We start from the raw sequence: 15,718 nt of genomic DNA, 5'->3' as shown, positions 1-15,718 counted from the left end.
CATGGCTTACAAAAATGTACCCAATATCATTATTGAAAACGCAAGAATTATTTTTCGAAACTTCCGAGGCGAAGAGTCTAAATACAATCGGGCTGGAAATCGGAATTTCTGTGTCATCATCGAAGATCCGGAGCAGGCGGAGAAACTCTCCAATGATGGATGGAATGTAAGAGCGCTGGCTCCGAGAGACGAGGACGAAGAGCCGAAACATTATATCCAGGTGGCAGTCAGCTTTGAGAATATCCCGCCTAAGGTGTATATGATTACCAGAAAGACAAAAACACCGTTGGATGATGAATCCATTTCCACTTTGGACTATGCGGAGATTCGGAAGGTTGATTTGACGATTCGGCCGTATTCTTGGGACGTGAACGGTAAGAGCGGTATTAAGGCTTATCTGAAAACGATGTATGTCACCATCGAAGAGGATGAGTTTGCTGAGAAGTATGCGGAGGAAGAAGGGCCGGAAGAGGTCCCATTCCACTGATGAGCGACAAATAGGGTGCCTGATATTGCCAGCAAGGTAAATGTCCTAAGGCTAGAGGAAACAGCCCTATATTTCTGCGAAAGGAGAAAGTTATGGCATTTTGGAATCGGAAAAAGAAGCGAACCACAGCGAAACCGAAGATCAATGCTTCTATTTCCAAGGTCGAAAAACCAAAGAAAATATCAGAGAAGCACGACTTTGTAGTTCATAAAGAGGAACATCAAGTAAGCTTATCACCGAAGCCGAAAATGAAAAATCTTCCCACTTTCAAACCCGACAGATATGAGAAAGAATTTATGAACATCTTTCGTCAACTTGTTTCAGAAAAAAACAGACCGTGGGATATTTGGAAAGACTTTATTGTTATGTCGGCTTGTTCTATATCAAATTCTGTGGACAAATCTCAATATGATAAGCGAGAGAAACGATACTTGGATATCATTCGCCATTACAGTAAGTCAAAACAGGAACTTTTTCCACAGTTGTTTGCAAATCTGGTCATGTCTTTAGAAATGAATCCGGAGCAGGATTTTTTAGGAAAGATGTACATGAGCTTAAATCTTGGCTACGATGAGTTGAAACAAATATTTACTCCTTATGACATGTGTCGGCTTATGGCAAAAATCACCATTACGGATGTAACTGAGAAAGTAAGGAAAGATGGCTATATTACCATCAACGATCCATGTTGCGGAGCGGGAGCCAACTTGATTGCTGCTATTCACGAAGCACGAAAGCAATTAGAAAAAGAAAATTATAATTATCAAAACCATTTATTAGTTTCCGGACAAGACATTGAAGAAGTTCCAGCTTTGATGTGCTATATTCAACTTTCTCTTCTAGGAATTGCTGGATATTTTAAAGTTGGAAATTCTTTGACCAAACCAATGACTATGGCTGATGATTTGAAGAATTACTGGTTTACACCTATATATTTTTCAGATGTGTGGACTATGAGAAGATTATTTCACAGTATATGAAAGTTTATGAGGAGGGATAAGCGTGAATGAACGATTGAAAGCATTAGAAAAAGAGCTGGATAGTCTGTTAAATATGGCCCCCATAGAAGATGACTGCACGAAGAATGAAAACGAGATGTATTCGGATATGGCGAACCTGAAAAACAGCATAACAGCGGTTCTTGAGGAGCAACGGAATGGCCGTTGAATTGTATGACTATCAAATAGTAGCAGTAAAAAAAATGAGAAATGGTTGTATTCTGTGTGGCGGCGTTGGAAGCGGAAAATCAAGAACAGCATTAGCTTATTACTATCTCCAGAATGGCGGAAATCCGGATTGCTTGATGGGGGTTGAGGATTATGTTGCGATGGACGATCCCCCAAAGGACTTATACATCATCACAACAGCCAGAAAGCGGGACACGATGGAATGGGAGGGTGATCTTTCGCCTTTCCTTCTTTCGGTTCACGAGGATGTCAATCTATATTCAAATCAGATTGTCGTGGATTCCTGGAATAATATCAAGAAGTACGAGGATGTAAAGGATGCTTTCTTTATATTTGACGAGCAGAGAGTGATAGGCTCCGGAGCTTGGGTGAAGGCGTTTTTGAAAATCACCAAATCAAATCAGTGGATTCTATTGTCTGCAACTCCGGGAGATACCTGGCAGGATTATATTCCGGCATTCATCGCAAATGGGTTTTACAAAAACCGGACAGAATTCATCCGAGAACATGTGGTTTATAGTCGATTCAGTAAATACCCAAAGATTGACCGATATTTGAATACTGGGAGATTGATTCGACTCAGAAATCGTATTTTGGTGAATATGGATTTCAAGCGTCAGACGGTTTCTCATCACGAAGATATATTTGTTCGATACAGCATAGAGCGATACAAAGATGTTGGACGAACACGATGGGACCCGTATAAGAATGAGCCGATTGCGAATGCCGCCGGTCTTTGCTATGTATGGCGGAAAATTGTGAATACGGACGAGTCACGACAGATCGCCTTGATGGAAATTGTAGAGAAGCATCCCAGAGCCATTATATTTTACAACTTTGATTATGAGCTGGAGCTTTTGAACGGGTTGTTTCGAATTTATGAAGACGATGGAGTCTTTGAAATTGCAGAGTGGAATGGTCACAAACACCAGCCAATCCCAGAGTCGAAAAACTGGGTGTATCTTGTTCAGTACAATGCTGGAGCGGAAGGATGGAACTGCATCAAGACAGATACCATTATATTCTACTCACAGAACTATTCTTACAAAATCATGCAGCAATCTGCGGGGCGAATAGACAGGTTGAATACGCCATTCAAAGATTTGTATTACTATCACTTGAAATCTCGTAGTGGGATTGATTTGGCAATTAGTAAGGCACTGAAAGATAAGAGAGATTTTAATGAATCGAGGTTTGTGAAGTGGTGAAAGGAGATCAACCATGAACGAAGAGTATTTGGAAGTGGATTTTAAAAAGTATTGTAAAACCTGTAAACACAAGGAATTGGGAGAAAAATTCGACCCATGTAATGAATGCTTGGATTATGGATACAATCTCAATTCCCAGAAACCTATGAAGTGGGAGGAAAAGAAAAAATGAGCTATCAATATGACCGATATTTGGCGCAACATAAATCCAACGTTGAAGCCGGATTTCGTTGGTTGCAGAAAAATCTTCCTGAAATTACAGAGGGCAGTGGTGCGGAACACAATATCGTATTTGCACATGACCAATCCAAAACGGAGCCCGATGAGTATGGCCCCTATGATATTTATTTTTATGGAGGCAATCGCTCTTATGGAGTAGTTGAGGATTTCAGAAAAGCTTGGCTGTTACATATTCATCGAAACCCTCATCATTGGCAGTATTGGGTGCTTATCAATGACGATCCCGAAGAAGGAGAAATCATTTTGGAAATGCCTTACTGTTATATTCTGGAGATGATTTGTGATTGGTGGTCCTTTAGCTGGTTTAAAGGGAACCTGCTGGAGATCTTCTCTTGGTATGAGGAGCGGAAAAGCTATATAAAACTGCATCCGAATACGAGAAGATTGGTGGAGGATATCTTAGGACGTATCAAAAATAAGCTTGGGGAGGTGATAGTGAATGAAATCAACAGATAGTGTTATTGTGAGTTGGGATTTTTCTCATGGGAAAGACGCTGGCGTTCTGATTGTTGGAAGGCAGCAAAAAGGAAGGGTAGAAATTATCAATGCCTATCAAGGGGAAGAAGCCAAAGAAATTTATCAAAAGCTGGTATTCCCCAAATCTAAGAAAATCAATTACAGCGAGGAGAAAACCACATGAAGCAACCGAAAAAATTGACCAGAGAGCAAAAAGAATGCTTATCTGCTCATTATTTAAACTGTAAAGATTGGATGTTGGTTGAGGAGACAGAGTTCTATTATCGCATTATCAATAAGAATACGGGTGTGATAAAGAGTGTAGATAAATTCAGAAGAGTAAGAAGGAGAAAAAATCATGAGAACAATTAAAAACAACTGGAAAGTAGCTTTAATTGTAGCAGTCGGTATTATTGCTATTATTTTGTTAGGTGTGTTTTGTATACAGAGTTCCCAGAACAGAGCATTTACCTTGGAAGAGCAAGTTAATACTGCTGATTCTGACATCAAAGTTCAGGAAAAACGACGTGTAGATTTGGTTTACAACCTTGCTAATTGTGTTAAGCAGTACGATAAGCATGAAGCGGAAACATTGACGGCGATTGTTGAAAATAGAGGCTCTACCGGTGATATCGAAAACGTTACTACAGCTATCACGGCGGTGTCAGAAGCGTATCCAGAATTAAAATCTAATGAAAATTATAAAGAGTTAATGAATGAACTTTCAATTACAGAAAATTTAATTGCAGAATATCGGAGTAACTACAATAAGCAGGTAAAAGAATACAACCGATATATACGCAAATTCCCGACAAGATTTTTTCTCAATATTCTCGGATATGAGGTTCGGGGATATACCTATCTTGACTATAGTGCTCCTGCCGATGCTCCGCAGAATCTGTTTGGAGAGTAAAAGCTATGAGAGGACGCAAGCGTAGAAGTTTTGATTTCGGGAATTTCGAGATTACGAAACGGGAAATACTGGTAAGTGTATCGATTGTCGCTATTATGCTTCTGATTGGAGTCCTTATTGCTGGAAAAATTTCGGATTATCAATTGGATAAAAATGAAAAATACAACAAGGCGATAAAAATAGAATCGCAGGAACTGTTTGAGTACGGAATGAGGACTAATGCCGGGAACGCTTTTGTATATGGCGATTTGAAAGCGGTCGATACAGTTACATATCCTGAAATTGGTGGAGAATACATTTATATTGAAAAAGTGAAAGAACGATATACAATGCATACTCGCCAGGTTGCACATACAACAACTACGAATGGAAAAACCCATACTTACTATACAACGGAAACCTATTGGACATGGGATTATGCTGGTAGTGAGGAACGGATATGTGATGAAATATCATTTTTAAATCACGTTTTTTCAGTTAGTAAAATCGACCTGCCGGGAAAGGAGTATATAGACACTGTTAAAGAATCCAGCCACATTCGTTATAAGTATTATGGAGTTGGTTTAAACTTTACCGGAACCATATTTACAGAACTGGCTGATAAAACAATAGCCGATAACTCACCATTTTATGAAAATATGAAGATTGATGAAACCGTAGAATACTTAGAAACCGATTTTGCAATGTGGATATTCTGGATTATTTGGATGGTCTTAATTGGAGTCTGTGTCTACAGTTTCTATTATATCGACAACAAATGGCTTGAGTAATTGGAGAATTTGGGAGAGGGTCGAGCAATAATGAGGGCGACCACAAGGCGGATATAGTAGTTGCATAAGGGATGAGTCCGCTATAAGAAAGGAGAAAAAACGTATGAATCTTAAATCAGTGAAAATTATTGCAGTAGATTTCGATGGAACTTTATGTGAGAACAACTGGCCAGGGATCGGAGCGCCGAACGAAGAACTGATAGAGTATCTTCGTAATCGGAAAAAGGATGGAGATAAGTTGATTCTGTGGACCTGCCGCGTGGAAGACATGCTTCAAAAAGCTGTTGAGTGGTGTAAGGAGAGAAATCTGGTGTTTGATGCGGTCAATGAGAATCTTCCGGAAATCATCGAGAACTTTGGTTCTGATACCAGAAAGATTTTTGCAAATGAGTATATAGATGACCGGAATATTCCTTTGTCATCCTGCCGGGAAAAATCCAATACGCAGACATGGGCTGAAAAAGAGGTAGAGATTGCTTGTGAGAACGAAAGAAAAGCCTCCGGAACAAAAGAAAGGGAGTGGGATTATGGTTGCGTCTGCTACGAAAGTGCTCTGAAAGCCTATCACAGTCTGTCCGAGGACGGCCATAGCGGTTTCAGTATCGGTATGACTAAATATATTCTGAATCGCCTAATTGACGGAAAGCCACTTACATCGATCGAGGATACAGAGGATGTTTGGAGTGATATTACGGACCTTTCGGGATATCGCGGTGAAATTGTAAACTATCAGTGTAAGCGAATGAGTTCTCTTTTCAAATATGTATATTCTGATGGAACCGTAAAGTATCACGATGTAGATAGATACTGTGGAATCAATATGAACAATCCACATGATTCCTATCATAGTAGCTTGATCAATCGGGTAATGGAAGAGAAGTTCCCTATTACCATGCCATATTTTCCGGCAAGTAAACCATTTAAGGTCTATTGCGAAGATTTTTTAGTTGATCCGGAAAATGGAGATTACGACACAGTTGGAATTTTCTATACAATTACACCAGAAGACTGTACAGTGGAGCTTAATCGCTTCTTTAAAGAAGAAAATGACGAATTTGTTGAAATAACCAAGGCTGAGTATGATATGAGGAAGCATTGCCATGGCTGTTTCGGAGCCGCTAATAATGATTGTCTGCGTTGCGAGGAGGAGCTTCAGTATGAATCGGAATAGGTTTATCCAGGGATAAAAAGGTGACATTCAATTTTCTGAAAAAGAAAGACGGCGTATTATTCACAGAAGCCTTCAAAAACATTCCTGGAAAACAAAATGTACGGTGGCAATGGAGGAATTTGCAGAGCTTCAGCAGCAGATCAGCAAACAGGTTCGAGGTTATGGCGATAGAATTGGACTCTTGGAAGAGATGGCAGATGCTTATATTTGTCCGAACTTCCTGGAGTCCATTTTTGATATTAAGCCAGAGGATTTACAGAAAGCCATTGATGTGAAGCTGGAACGGGAAAGGAGAAATTGTCAGTAATGGGATTATCAAAACTTTCAGAAGAATGCAAGAATTGCCCGTTTGTCAGTCGGTGTAAAAATAAGCGAATGGAAGCACTGGCGTATATGACTGAAACACAAGTTTTAGCAAACGCGGCAGGTCCAAGTTTCGAAAACTTAGCAGCGCCTTTATTACGAGAAACTATGACAATTATGGTAAACGGTACGCCAACCAAGGTTTATAAAGACGAAATAGAAAAACAGATTTATTTCCAGTTATATTCAGGGTTAGGCTTGAAATTAGGAAGTTAAAAAAGGAGAAAGTTTATGAATGAAAAACATTTGAGTCCTCTACCACAGTATCATATCGACAGAGATAAACTGTGTGAGATTGTAAAAGAAACCGTTGGCTACGATAGACTTATGGACGCATTCTGTCATGGAACTGTCGTTTGTGATGAATTTGCTTGGTTTTCTAACTCCGACGAGTATTACATCATCCATTTGGAAAGTGGCATGATGGTAAATTGGTATAAACATCTCGGAAGGACAAACACTTGCTCACAGAAAGACAGAACTATTGATGATTATTACGAGTTCTTCAGATTATTTAAAGAAGAATTGGACTATTTTGAGAGGAAAAATTGCGAATGAAGAGAGGAGAAAGCGATGATTGAAAGTTTGTTAAAAGAACTGGGAGAACGCCATTTTGAAATTCTTTGGAGATATGAGAGCGCAACGAATTCTATCGTTATTCAGATGGATAAAAGAGACTGTCATCAACGGCATAGGTTGGTTCGTAAAGTTATGTTCGATGACTTTCGTCGTATTAGAAGCAATCAGTTTGAATTTGTTATAGTTCAATTTTTAAAAGACATGGCTCAGGAATTGGAGTATCAAATTAAAGTTGCAGCGGAACCCATGAAAGGAGAAGACAATGATTAAAATTGAAAATGTTGAAGTTATGGGATGGGAACACGCTATCCGCGGAATGCGGAATCCGATGAACAGTTGGGAGAAATCGGATAGTGGAATCTGCAAAGGTGGGGATGATGGTATCGGATGTGAGAACTGTGCCAATTATGATTCCTGCGAGCATACATATGATCATTCCTGGCAGCTCGGTAAAGCAGACCACGATTTGATGATGCGGCTTGCGGATGCGAGGTATCGGCGAATGATTACGGTGAATCTGGACATCACGGCTCCGTTGTATTGGTGGAAAGATTTTTATACCTACGAGGTTGGTATAGCTGTTGATACTCGCTCTGCGATGTCTGAACTGGCTGCGAAGGCGTTTACATTGGACGATTTCTCATGTGAGCATCTGGTCGACGAAGGTGACAACTGCTGGTTTTGTAATTTGGACGTCATCATCGATTCATTAAATTCGGCACGAGAGATGTTTTTAATAACCAAAGACAAGAAATATTGGTGGCAGATGATTCAGCTTCTTCCCGCGTCCTATCATAATCAGAAACGTACTGTGATGACGAATTATGAAACACTAACCAGTGTTTATCCCATGCTAAGAAATCATGAGCTGGATGAGTGGGTAAAATTCTGCAAGTGGATTGAGGCGCTTCCATATTCAGACATTATCATTGGTAGAATGTGGAGATAAAACATGATTCAATACTATGAGTCTATATTTTACAACACCTTGGAAGAACTATTAGCAACTTGGAAACCCAACCATCCGGATGTTTTGCGGTTGAAAGCAAAATATGGAGAAGGTATTCAATTTAGTACCATCGCACATCGAAGTGGTGTGAAGCCTCAATTTGAACTGAGTTGCTACAAACTAAAAAAATTAAAAGGAGCGTAATAATGACATCTATTCAATATGTGATTTTATTTAGCCTTGTATATCTTTATGTATATGCTCTGATTTGTAGAATCTGTAAATGCATTGAACATTGTGCTACCGCCAGAGCTTATTCTAAATTAAGAGAAAACGGAGTTATGACTAAAATGAGCGATGTTGAGGCGGGCATTATTAAAATCGGAAAAGAGAAGGAGGATGCAAGAAAAAATGTGGAGTCATAAGTTAGTAAAAAATAAAATCCATGCCGTTCTGTTTATTCTTCTAGGAGCGTTGTCAGTCCCGATTGAATGGGATGCAACGTTCTTTTTATTTACCCTGATTATAGGTGGATATCTGTTCTTTTCGAAAGAGAATTGGATTTATGAAGGAGAGGAAGACGATGGGACGAGCCGAGAGAAGACGTGCTCAAAAGTTAAAGCAAAAAGAGAAAACCACTACATACAATCTCACAAAGGCACAACTCGATGTCATGGTTCGGGAAAAAATCGGAGACGAACTTATCAGAGTAAAGCAGGAGGCTACCGATGATGCGGTAAATACTGCGATGGTTCTGCTTCTGACTTTGCCATTGGAAGTGTTGATGGACCATTATTGGACAAAATCCTATGCGAAGAGAATTCCGAAGTTCACCGAACGAGTTCTGGAATACTACGAACGCTGGCAAAATGGTGAGTTGGATATGGAAAAACTGAAAGAGGATTTGTGGGAATATGGTGGTGTGAAATTAGTTGAAAGTGAGGGTGAAGCAACATGAAATGTGTAATGGGAGTTATTGCGTGTATTGTTGGGCTCGTGGGTCTGATCGGACTGATTGTGTTAAAGGCGACCAGCTCTTCTGCAACTTATATGGACGATTCATTCCGGTGGGGAGGACGAGATGGGCGTTAAAAATGATTATCGTAAAAATGCAGAAGGGTATTCCGATCCGACTGCCTGTGAAGCACTGAGAAACATTGAGCGGGAAGAAGAACGGTTCCATAAGCTGCTGGATACGATTTTTACTCTTTGTGAACTGTCCGACTTCCACGTTGAAGAGCGGATCGTCATCAAGGACAAACGAACCGGGCGAATTTGGAGGTAGCTTATGGATATGACTGATTTACAGCGAGCGATTGATACACTTGTAGAAGTTTGGGAAAAGTTTACAGCATCTATAAAAGAGATGGCGGATGCTCTGAACAAGGCGTTTGGAGTTTCGACACCTGAGAAAGAGAAGAAAAAGAGTCTAGGTTCTCCGGCTCGATATGGGATGTCTTTGCGGAAATCTCGAAGAGAATCCTTCGTTAAGCAGTATTCGTATCGGCCAATTGTTCAGAAACACTTACCTTATCAGAGAAGGAACTATTGAAAATCGTCCGTACAAAGCTTGAAAGTGGGTGAAAATCACGCCCACTTTTGGGTTTTGAAAAATGGGCTTTGACCACTTTTATGTGGGCTTTTTGAGAAACGCAGGGAATTTTGGGGAAGGATTCGGACGATTTTGGTCAAATTTGTGGCCATTTGCCCACTTTCTGCCCACTTTTAAAACCCCGATTTGGTCAGTAAAAACCCAGTATTAATGCGGGTTTGCGGGCTCAAAGCCCACTTTCCCACTTTTTTTCTTAAACTATTATGATAGAAAGTTTAAAAGTATATAGTAATAGCGCAAAAAAAGTGGGTTTTTGGCCACGAGCAAAAAAATGGAGGAAATCATGAGCAAGATTAGTTGGGAGAGCTTGTATGAAAATTTTAAGTCAATCTATCCAAGGTTGTCGCGGTCATCCGTATATTTTCGTCCGTTCGGTTATATGAGTATAGTAGTGTATTTTGAGAATGGAATGAAGATGGTCTATGATGATCTCAGAAAACAGGCATATATCACAGCTTAAAGAAAATGTCAAGAGATAATGAAAAATTTCTTTTCTTCTGGAAAAATTTGTGATATACTGTAAGAGCCACACAATCTAATATAGAATCCGTTTAAGGGAATTCACTTTGGTAAAAGGTGTATTCTCTCTTTACTCATACCTTAAACGGAACGAGATTGTGTGGCAACAATGGGAGAACACTTTTTTAGGTGCGTCTCTTGTTGGGGCCGCACCTTTTTTATTGCGCCAAAATCTATCTGACTAGAGGACGGTGACATTGTGGATAGACCATATACAGAAATACAAGTTCTAAAAAAATTAGATATTCCTGACTTTCGTCATCTGACAAAGGATAAAGTCATAGCATTTGCTACAATGATTCCGGGAATGGAACCTGAAGTGGCAAAGAAGGCTTTAGAGCAGTTTCCTAACTTCGTATCGATATCTCTTGAAATTATGAAAGAGTATCGGGGTATTCTACAACAGTTGATGAATGATGACAGGGATGGTGCGGAAATATGTTACGATATGTATAATCGTGTGATGAATTCTCTTGAGTGTATTCTTGAAAATGACAATTTGACCTTTAAAGAAAAGACTTACATACTCGAACAAATGAGAGAGGTTGCCGATGAAATATCGAAAAAGGATTCCGAAAAGTCGGCTAACCGCATAAAGTTAATAGGGATTGTGAGTGGAGTGGTGGCGGGTGTTATTACAGTTTTAGGTACCGCCATTGGGGTCAATTTAACTTCTAAGCAAAACAATATTCCCGGCGATGACGAAGAAGAAAACCATTAAAAGGAGATTGAAAATGAAAAAGATTGTTATGTTTATGATCGCAGCAATTATGACGTTTTTGCTTATTGCTTGCTCTGATTCTCAGACACATGATGGCGAAGCAAAGACACCTTCTGCATCGGGAGCTCAAAAAGGAAGGGATTATCAGTCAGTTGTTGAAGATTTTGAAGAACGTGGATTTACAAACATATCGTTAGTTGCTCTTGATGATTTAATAACAGGTTGGCTGACGAAAGATGGAGAAGTTGAAAATGTTTCTGTAGATGGTGATGAAAATTATTCCGCTGATAAATGGTATTCAAATGATGTAGAGGTTATTATTACTTACCATACATTTTCGGAAGAGAGTGATTTGGAAGAAGATGAGGAGTCGAAGGAGTCAATAAGCGAAAAAGCCGAAGACAAAGCAGTAGAATCGATACTCACAATTGAAACTTGTGCTGATCTCGAAAAACTTTTATCGACTGAAGGAGAAATAAACGATTTTTATTCCACTTTTGCAGAACAATATAAAGGCTCAACGATAGTATTCGATGGTTGTATTACCTACATTACAAACCATGGCGATTACGATACTCGATATGATATTTTGATGAGCGGCGGTAATTATGTAGATGATGAAATGGTCAATCCTGGACCAATCTTTAAGTTTGAAGATGTGAATACTTATGGAATGGGAATCGAGGATTTATATCTTCCTGATTATATAAGTGTCGGATCAAATGTACATGTGACCGCTGAAGTTGAGTATTTTAGTGAGAATGAAGGTGTTTTTTATCTAAATCCTGTGAAAGTTGAGTCCCGATAAAATAAAGAAATTATTTAGCCTGTACCTATTGGAATTGGGGTACGGGCTATTTTTATGTTTTCATTTGTTTCTTTTTGCGCGCGAAAAATACATCGACTGTTATGAAGAGAGAGGGTTAAAATGGCCATTCTCTCTTTTATTTTGGAGAAAGGAGGCTTACTTATGCTGGAAAGCGAATTTCAGAATAAACTGATCCAAGAACTGAAAAAAATGTTCAAAGGCTGCATTGTAACAAAACTGGATTCCAGCCACATTCAGGGAATTCCTGATTTGCTGATCCTTTATAACAATAAGTGGGCCACTTTAGAATGTAAGAAAAGTGTTCGCGCCAAGAAACAACCAAATCAAGAATATTATGTTGGACGAATGAACGAGATGTCGTTCTCAAGATTTATTTGTCCTGAAAATAAGGAGGAAGTGTTACATGATCTTCAACAAGCATTCTGCTCTTGAAGGGCAACACGCCTTTCTTGGCGCAAGTAAATATCACTGGATCAACTATGACGAATCCAAAGTTGCAGAATCGTATTCAAAATTCCTTGCAACTCAAAAAGGAACAGAGCTTCACGATTTTGCGGCAAAATGTATCACACTTGGACAGAAACTTCCGAAGTCCCAGAAAACATTGAATATGTATGTGAATGATGCCATAGGATTCAAGATGGTTCCTGAGCAGCCTCTTTTCTATTCGGAGAATTGCTTTGGAACAACAGATGCGATTGCATTTCGAAATCGTATGCTTCGCATTCATGATTTAAAAACCGGCGTCATTCCTGCGCACATGGAGCAGCTTGAAATATATGCTGCTCTTTTTTGTTTGGAATACAAAATCAAGCCAGCCGACATTGAAATGGAACTTCGGATTTATCAGAACAACCAGATTCTTTATGAGAATCCAACGGCTGAAACCATTGTTCCCATCATGGACAAGATCATCACATTCGACAAAGTAATCAACAAAATCAAAGAACAGGAGGGCTAACTTATGAATCCGATTGCAGAAGAAATTTTGATGCATTATGGAATGCCCCGCCGTTCCGGTCGTTATCCGTGGGGATCTGGTGATAATCCGTATCAGCATAGTGGAGATTTTCTGAGTCGAGTGGATGAACTGAAAAGTCTGGGTATGAGTGATACCGAAATTGCAAAAGCCATGGGTTTAACCACCACTCAATACCGTACGCAGAAATCGTTAGCAAAAGATGAACGTCGTGCGCTGGATGTGGCGAGAGCAAAATCTCTTCGAGAAGATGGTTTGAGCTTAAATGAAATTGCGAAAGAAATGGGCTTCGCAAACGACTCTTCTGTTCGTTCGCTTTTGAATGAAAATTCTGAGGTTCGTATGAACCAAGCTAAGACAACTGCTGAAATTATCAAAAAGCAAATTGACGAAAAAGGCATGATTGATGTTGGTGCCGGTGTGGAACGTGAACTTGGAATTTCCAAGGAGAAACTGAATGAAGCACTCTATATGCTGGAGATGGAGGATTATCCTGTTTACGGCGGACGAGTGGATCAGGTAACAAATCCTGGGAAGAAAACAACGCTTCGTGTGATTTGTCCTCCTGGAACAGAGCATAAAGAGATTTACGATTTTGAGAATATCAATTCTCTGAAAGATTATGTCTCTCATGATGATGGGGAATCTTTTGATCCCAAATTTGTTTATCCCAAAAGCATGGATTCAAAGCGGTTGCAGATTCGGTATTCGGAAGATGGCGGCGAATTGAAGGATGGTGTTGTGGAAATTCGAAGAGGTGTTGACGACCTGTCTCTTGGAGAATCCCATTATGCTCAGGTTCGCATCTTAGTTGACAAGACACACTACATCAAAGGGATGGCGGTTTATTCAGATGACCTTCCTGATGGTGTGGATGTTATGTTCAACACCAATAAGAAAAAAGGGACACCTAAAATGGATGTTCTGAAACCAATCAAAGATGACCCGGATAACCCGTTCGGTTCTTTAATTAAAGAGGGAGTTAATGACCCGGATAACCCCACTACTGAAAGAGGAGGTCAGAGTTACTACTATGATAAAAATGGGAAGAAACAGCTTTCCCTTATCAACAAGCGAGCAGAAGAAGGGGATTGGGGCGAATGGGCAGACAAGCTTCCATCTCAGTTTCTGTCGAAACAGAGTAGAACTTTGATAAAGAAGCAGTTGAATTTAGCGGCCGCAGACAAGCAGTCTGAATTTGATGAGATTTGTTCTCTTACGAATCCAACAGTGAAAAAGGTTCTTTTGAAATCTTTTGCTGATGACTGCGATGCAGCCGCTGTTCATTTACAGGCAGCCGCTCTTCCCAGACAGAAGTATCAAGTTATTCTTCCATTGACATCTATCAAAGACAATGAGGTCTATGCTCCGAACTACAAGAATGGAGAAACAGTAGCTCTTGTGCGGTATCCGCATGGTGGAACTTTTGAGATTCCAATCTTAACTGTTAATAATAAGCAGCCAGAAGGAAGAAGAGTTCTTGGGAATACACCGACAGACGCTATTGGCATTAACAAAAAGGTTGCTGACCGTCTTTCCGGAGCTGACTTCGATGGCGATACTGTCATGGTGATTCCTTGTAATTCTTCTAATAGTAGGGTGAAGATTACTTCTACTCCACAATTAAAGGGGTTGGAAGGATTCGATCCTAAGATGTCTTATGGGACCGTTAAGAAAGGTGACGATTATTGTAACAGCAGCGGTCAGAAGATTAAGATTATGAAAAATACCCAGACAGAAATGGGTAAGATTTCAAACTTGATTACTGATATGACTTTGAAAGGTGCTACTCAAGATGAGCTTGCAAGAGCTGTACGTCACAGTATGGTCGTCATCGATGCAGAGAAGCATAAGCTAGACTACAAGAAGAGTGAGCAGGACAATGGTATTACGGCTTTGAAGAAGAAGTACCAGGCTCACGATGACGATGATGGTTATGGCGGAGCTTCTACGCTGATTTCTCGTGCCAAGTCTGAGACTTCTGTGTTGAAAAGAAAAGGAAGCCCGATCATTGACAAGGAAACCGGAGAGCAAAGCTGGAAGAGCGTCAGGGAGGAGTACATAGATAAGAACGGAAAGACCCAGGTGCGGACTCAAAAGAGTGCCAAGATGGCAGAAACCAGAGACGCTCGCACTCTCTCATCTGGGACACCACAGGAAGAGGCGTATGCAGACTATGCAAATACCATGAAGTCTCTGGCTAATCAGGCCCGCAGGGAGATGGTTAATACTGGAAAGATAGCCTACTCTGCTTCAGCAAAACAGACCTACCAGACAGAGGTTGATTCTCTTATGGCTAAGCTTAATGTAGCTTTAAAGAACGCCCCCCGCGAGCGTCAGGCACAGACCATGGCGAATTCTATTGTGGCCGCTAAGAAGATAGACAACCCTGATATGACAAAGGCTGAAATCAAGAAGGCTAATCAACAGGCCCTTACTGCGGCCCGTACTGCTGTTGGTGCCAAGAGAACCCCTGTCGAGATTACAGATCGTGAATGGGAAGCGATTCAAGCCGGCGCTATCAGCGAGAACAAGCTTACCCAGATTCTCAACAGTACAAACATAGATACAGTCAGACAGAGAGCTACCCCTCGTGCAACAACAACCCTTAGTTCTGCCAAAGTAAATCGTATTGCGGCGCTGAACGCTTCTGGCTATAGCACTGCTGAGATAGCAGCGGCTTTGGGTGTTTCCAGTTCTACTGTGTCGAAGTATCTGAATGGAAAGGAGTGAAC

The 15,718-nt window shown here is 40.3% G+C and carries 26 protein-coding genes; all 26 read left to right on the top strand.

The window, feature by feature from the left end; genetic code table 11:
- The first annotated feature begins 1 nt into the window (after nt 1).
- The 26 genes from FGS84_RS17420 to FGS84_RS17305 all read left to right on the top strand — a co-directional run bounded on the left by FGS84_RS17420 (nt 2) and on the right by FGS84_RS17305 (nt 15,716).
- Nucleotides 2–487 carry a hypothetical protein gene (locus FGS84_RS17420; protein ID WP_007868801.1) on the top strand — a complete coding sequence of 162 codons (486 nt, stop codon included), beginning with the start codon at nt 2–4 and terminating at the stop codon, nt 485–487.
- Nucleotides 488–579: 92 nt separating this feature from the next.
- Nucleotides 580–1,467 carry an N-6 DNA methylase gene (locus tag FGS84_RS17415; protein WP_007868799.1) on the top strand — a complete coding sequence of 296 codons (888 nt, stop codon included), beginning with the start codon at nt 580–582 and terminating at the stop codon, nt 1,465–1,467.
- A gap of 22 nt (nt 1,468–1,489) precedes the next feature.
- The gene (locus FGS84_RS30940) at nt 1,490–1,654 is read left to right on the top strand and encodes a hypothetical protein (protein ID WP_006781028.1); all 165 of its coding nucleotides are present in this window, start codon (nt 1,490–1,492) and stop codon (nt 1,652–1,654) included.
- Nucleotides 1,644–2,882 (top strand): DEAD/DEAH box helicase family protein, encoded by a 1,239-nt coding sequence (locus FGS84_RS17410; RefSeq protein WP_007868797.1) that lies wholly within the window; start codon nt 1,644–1,646, stop codon nt 2,880–2,882. Before FGS84_RS30940 ends, FGS84_RS17410 begins: the two co-directional genes overlap by 11 nt.
- Nucleotides 2,883–2,895: 13 nt before the next feature.
- Nucleotides 2,896–3,054: a hypothetical protein gene (locus FGS84_RS30935; protein ID WP_006781026.1), complete on the top strand. Its 159-nt coding sequence runs from the start codon at nt 2,896–2,898 to the stop codon at nt 3,052–3,054.
- Nucleotides 3,051–3,578 (top strand): DUF5662 family protein, encoded by a 528-nt coding sequence (locus tag FGS84_RS17405; RefSeq protein WP_007868794.1) that lies wholly within the window; start codon nt 3,051–3,053, stop codon nt 3,576–3,578. Before FGS84_RS30935 ends, FGS84_RS17405 begins: the two co-directional genes overlap by 4 nt.
- The gene (locus FGS84_RS17400; RefSeq protein ID WP_007868793.1) at nt 3,562–3,762 is read left to right on the top strand and encodes a hypothetical protein; all 201 of its coding nucleotides are present in this window, start codon (nt 3,562–3,564) and stop codon (nt 3,760–3,762) included. The genes FGS84_RS17405 and FGS84_RS17400 overlap by 17 nt, the downstream gene beginning before the upstream one ends.
- Nucleotides 3,759–3,950, top strand: a complete 192-nt coding sequence (locus FGS84_RS17395; protein ID WP_007868788.1) for a hypothetical protein — start codon at nt 3,759–3,761, stop codon at nt 3,948–3,950. The genes FGS84_RS17400 and FGS84_RS17395 overlap by 4 nt, the downstream gene beginning before the upstream one ends.
- Nucleotides 3,937–4,491: a LemA family protein gene (locus FGS84_RS17390; protein ID WP_007868786.1), complete on the top strand. Its 555-nt coding sequence runs from the start codon at nt 3,937–3,939 to the stop codon at nt 4,489–4,491. Before FGS84_RS17395 ends, FGS84_RS17390 begins: the two co-directional genes overlap by 14 nt.
- Nucleotides 4,492–4,586: 95 nt before the next feature.
- Complete coding sequence (locus FGS84_RS17385) at nt 4,587–5,261, top strand: hypothetical protein (RefSeq protein ID WP_347563852.1); 675 nt, start codon at nt 4,587–4,589, stop codon at nt 5,259–5,261.
- 103 nt (nt 5,262–5,364) lie between these two features.
- Nucleotides 5,365–6,432, top strand: coding sequence for a hypothetical protein (locus FGS84_RS17380; protein WP_007868780.1), 1,068 nt, complete (start codon nt 5,365–5,367; stop codon nt 6,430–6,432).
- Nucleotides 6,433–6,541: 109 nt separating this feature from the next.
- A complete protein-coding gene (locus tag FGS84_RS31570; RefSeq protein ID WP_242827942.1) occupies nt 6,542–6,739 on the top strand; it encodes a hypothetical protein in 198 nt (65 codons plus the stop codon).
- On the top strand, nt 6,739–7,011 hold the full coding sequence (locus FGS84_RS17370) for a hypothetical protein (protein ID WP_119205464.1): 273 nt from the start codon (nt 6,739–6,741) through the stop codon (nt 7,009–7,011). The genes FGS84_RS31570 and FGS84_RS17370 overlap by 1 nt, the downstream gene beginning before the upstream one ends.
- Before the next feature lie 15 nt (nt 7,012–7,026).
- Complete coding sequence (locus tag FGS84_RS17365) at nt 7,027–7,353, top strand: hypothetical protein (RefSeq protein ID WP_055649095.1); 327 nt, start codon at nt 7,027–7,029, stop codon at nt 7,351–7,353.
- 15 nt (nt 7,354–7,368) lie between these two features.
- The gene (locus tag FGS84_RS17360) at nt 7,369–7,644 is read left to right on the top strand and encodes a hypothetical protein (protein WP_007868773.1); all 276 of its coding nucleotides are present in this window, start codon (nt 7,369–7,371) and stop codon (nt 7,642–7,644) included.
- On the top strand, nt 7,637–8,323 hold the full coding sequence (locus FGS84_RS17355) for a hypothetical protein (RefSeq protein ID WP_007868771.1): 687 nt from the start codon (nt 7,637–7,639) through the stop codon (nt 8,321–8,323). Before FGS84_RS17360 ends, FGS84_RS17355 begins: the two co-directional genes overlap by 8 nt.
- Nucleotides 8,324–8,326: 3 nt before the next feature.
- On the top strand, nt 8,327–8,527 hold the full coding sequence (locus FGS84_RS17350) for a hypothetical protein (RefSeq protein WP_007868769.1): 201 nt from the start codon (nt 8,327–8,329) through the stop codon (nt 8,525–8,527).
- Nucleotides 8,528–8,529: 2 nt separating this feature from the next.
- Nucleotides 8,530–8,748 carry a hypothetical protein gene (locus tag FGS84_RS17345; RefSeq protein WP_007868766.1) on the top strand — a complete coding sequence of 73 codons (219 nt, stop codon included), beginning with the start codon at nt 8,530–8,532 and terminating at the stop codon, nt 8,746–8,748.
- Between the two features lie 158 nt (nt 8,749–8,906).
- Complete coding sequence (locus tag FGS84_RS17340; protein WP_007868764.1) at nt 8,907–9,281, top strand: hypothetical protein; 375 nt, start codon at nt 8,907–8,909, stop codon at nt 9,279–9,281.
- A gap of 123 nt (nt 9,282–9,404) precedes the next feature.
- On the top strand, nt 9,405–9,608 hold the full coding sequence (locus FGS84_RS17335) for a hypothetical protein (RefSeq protein ID WP_006781013.1): 204 nt from the start codon (nt 9,405–9,407) through the stop codon (nt 9,606–9,608).
- 3 nt (nt 9,609–9,611) lie between these two features.
- Entirely contained in the window at nt 9,612–9,875 is a 264-nt protein-coding gene (locus FGS84_RS17330) for a hypothetical protein (protein ID WP_006781012.1), read from the top strand.
- A gap of 778 nt (nt 9,876–10,653) precedes the next feature.
- Complete coding sequence (locus FGS84_RS17325) at nt 10,654–11,175, top strand: hypothetical protein (protein ID WP_007868760.1); 522 nt, start codon at nt 10,654–10,656, stop codon at nt 11,173–11,175.
- 13 nt (nt 11,176–11,188) lie between these two features.
- Nucleotides 11,189–11,983: a DUF4839 domain-containing protein gene (locus FGS84_RS17320; protein WP_007868758.1), complete on the top strand. Its 795-nt coding sequence runs from the start codon at nt 11,189–11,191 to the stop codon at nt 11,981–11,983.
- Nucleotides 11,984–12,145: 162 nt separating this feature from the next.
- Nucleotides 12,146–12,436: a hypothetical protein gene (locus FGS84_RS17315; RefSeq protein WP_007868756.1), complete on the top strand. Its 291-nt coding sequence runs from the start codon at nt 12,146–12,148 to the stop codon at nt 12,434–12,436.
- Nucleotides 12,408–12,965, top strand: a complete 558-nt coding sequence (locus FGS84_RS17310; protein ID WP_007868754.1) for a DUF2800 domain-containing protein — start codon at nt 12,408–12,410, stop codon at nt 12,963–12,965. The genes FGS84_RS17315 and FGS84_RS17310 overlap by 29 nt, the downstream gene beginning before the upstream one ends.
- 3 nt (nt 12,966–12,968) lie before the next feature.
- Nucleotides 12,969–15,716: a helix-turn-helix domain-containing protein gene (locus tag FGS84_RS17305; RefSeq protein WP_119205465.1), complete on the top strand. Its 2,748-nt coding sequence runs from the start codon at nt 12,969–12,971 to the stop codon at nt 15,714–15,716.
- Nucleotides 15,717–15,718 lie beyond the last annotated feature (2 nt).

The organism is Clostridium sp. 1001271st1 H5, from assembly GCF_005845215.1.
In the GTDB taxonomy this organism is placed as follows: Bacteria; Bacillota; Clostridia; order Lachnospirales; family Lachnospiraceae; genus Enterocloster.
Note: the sequence above shows the minus strand (reverse complement) of the source record. Positions and strands in the feature narration are given on the sequence as shown.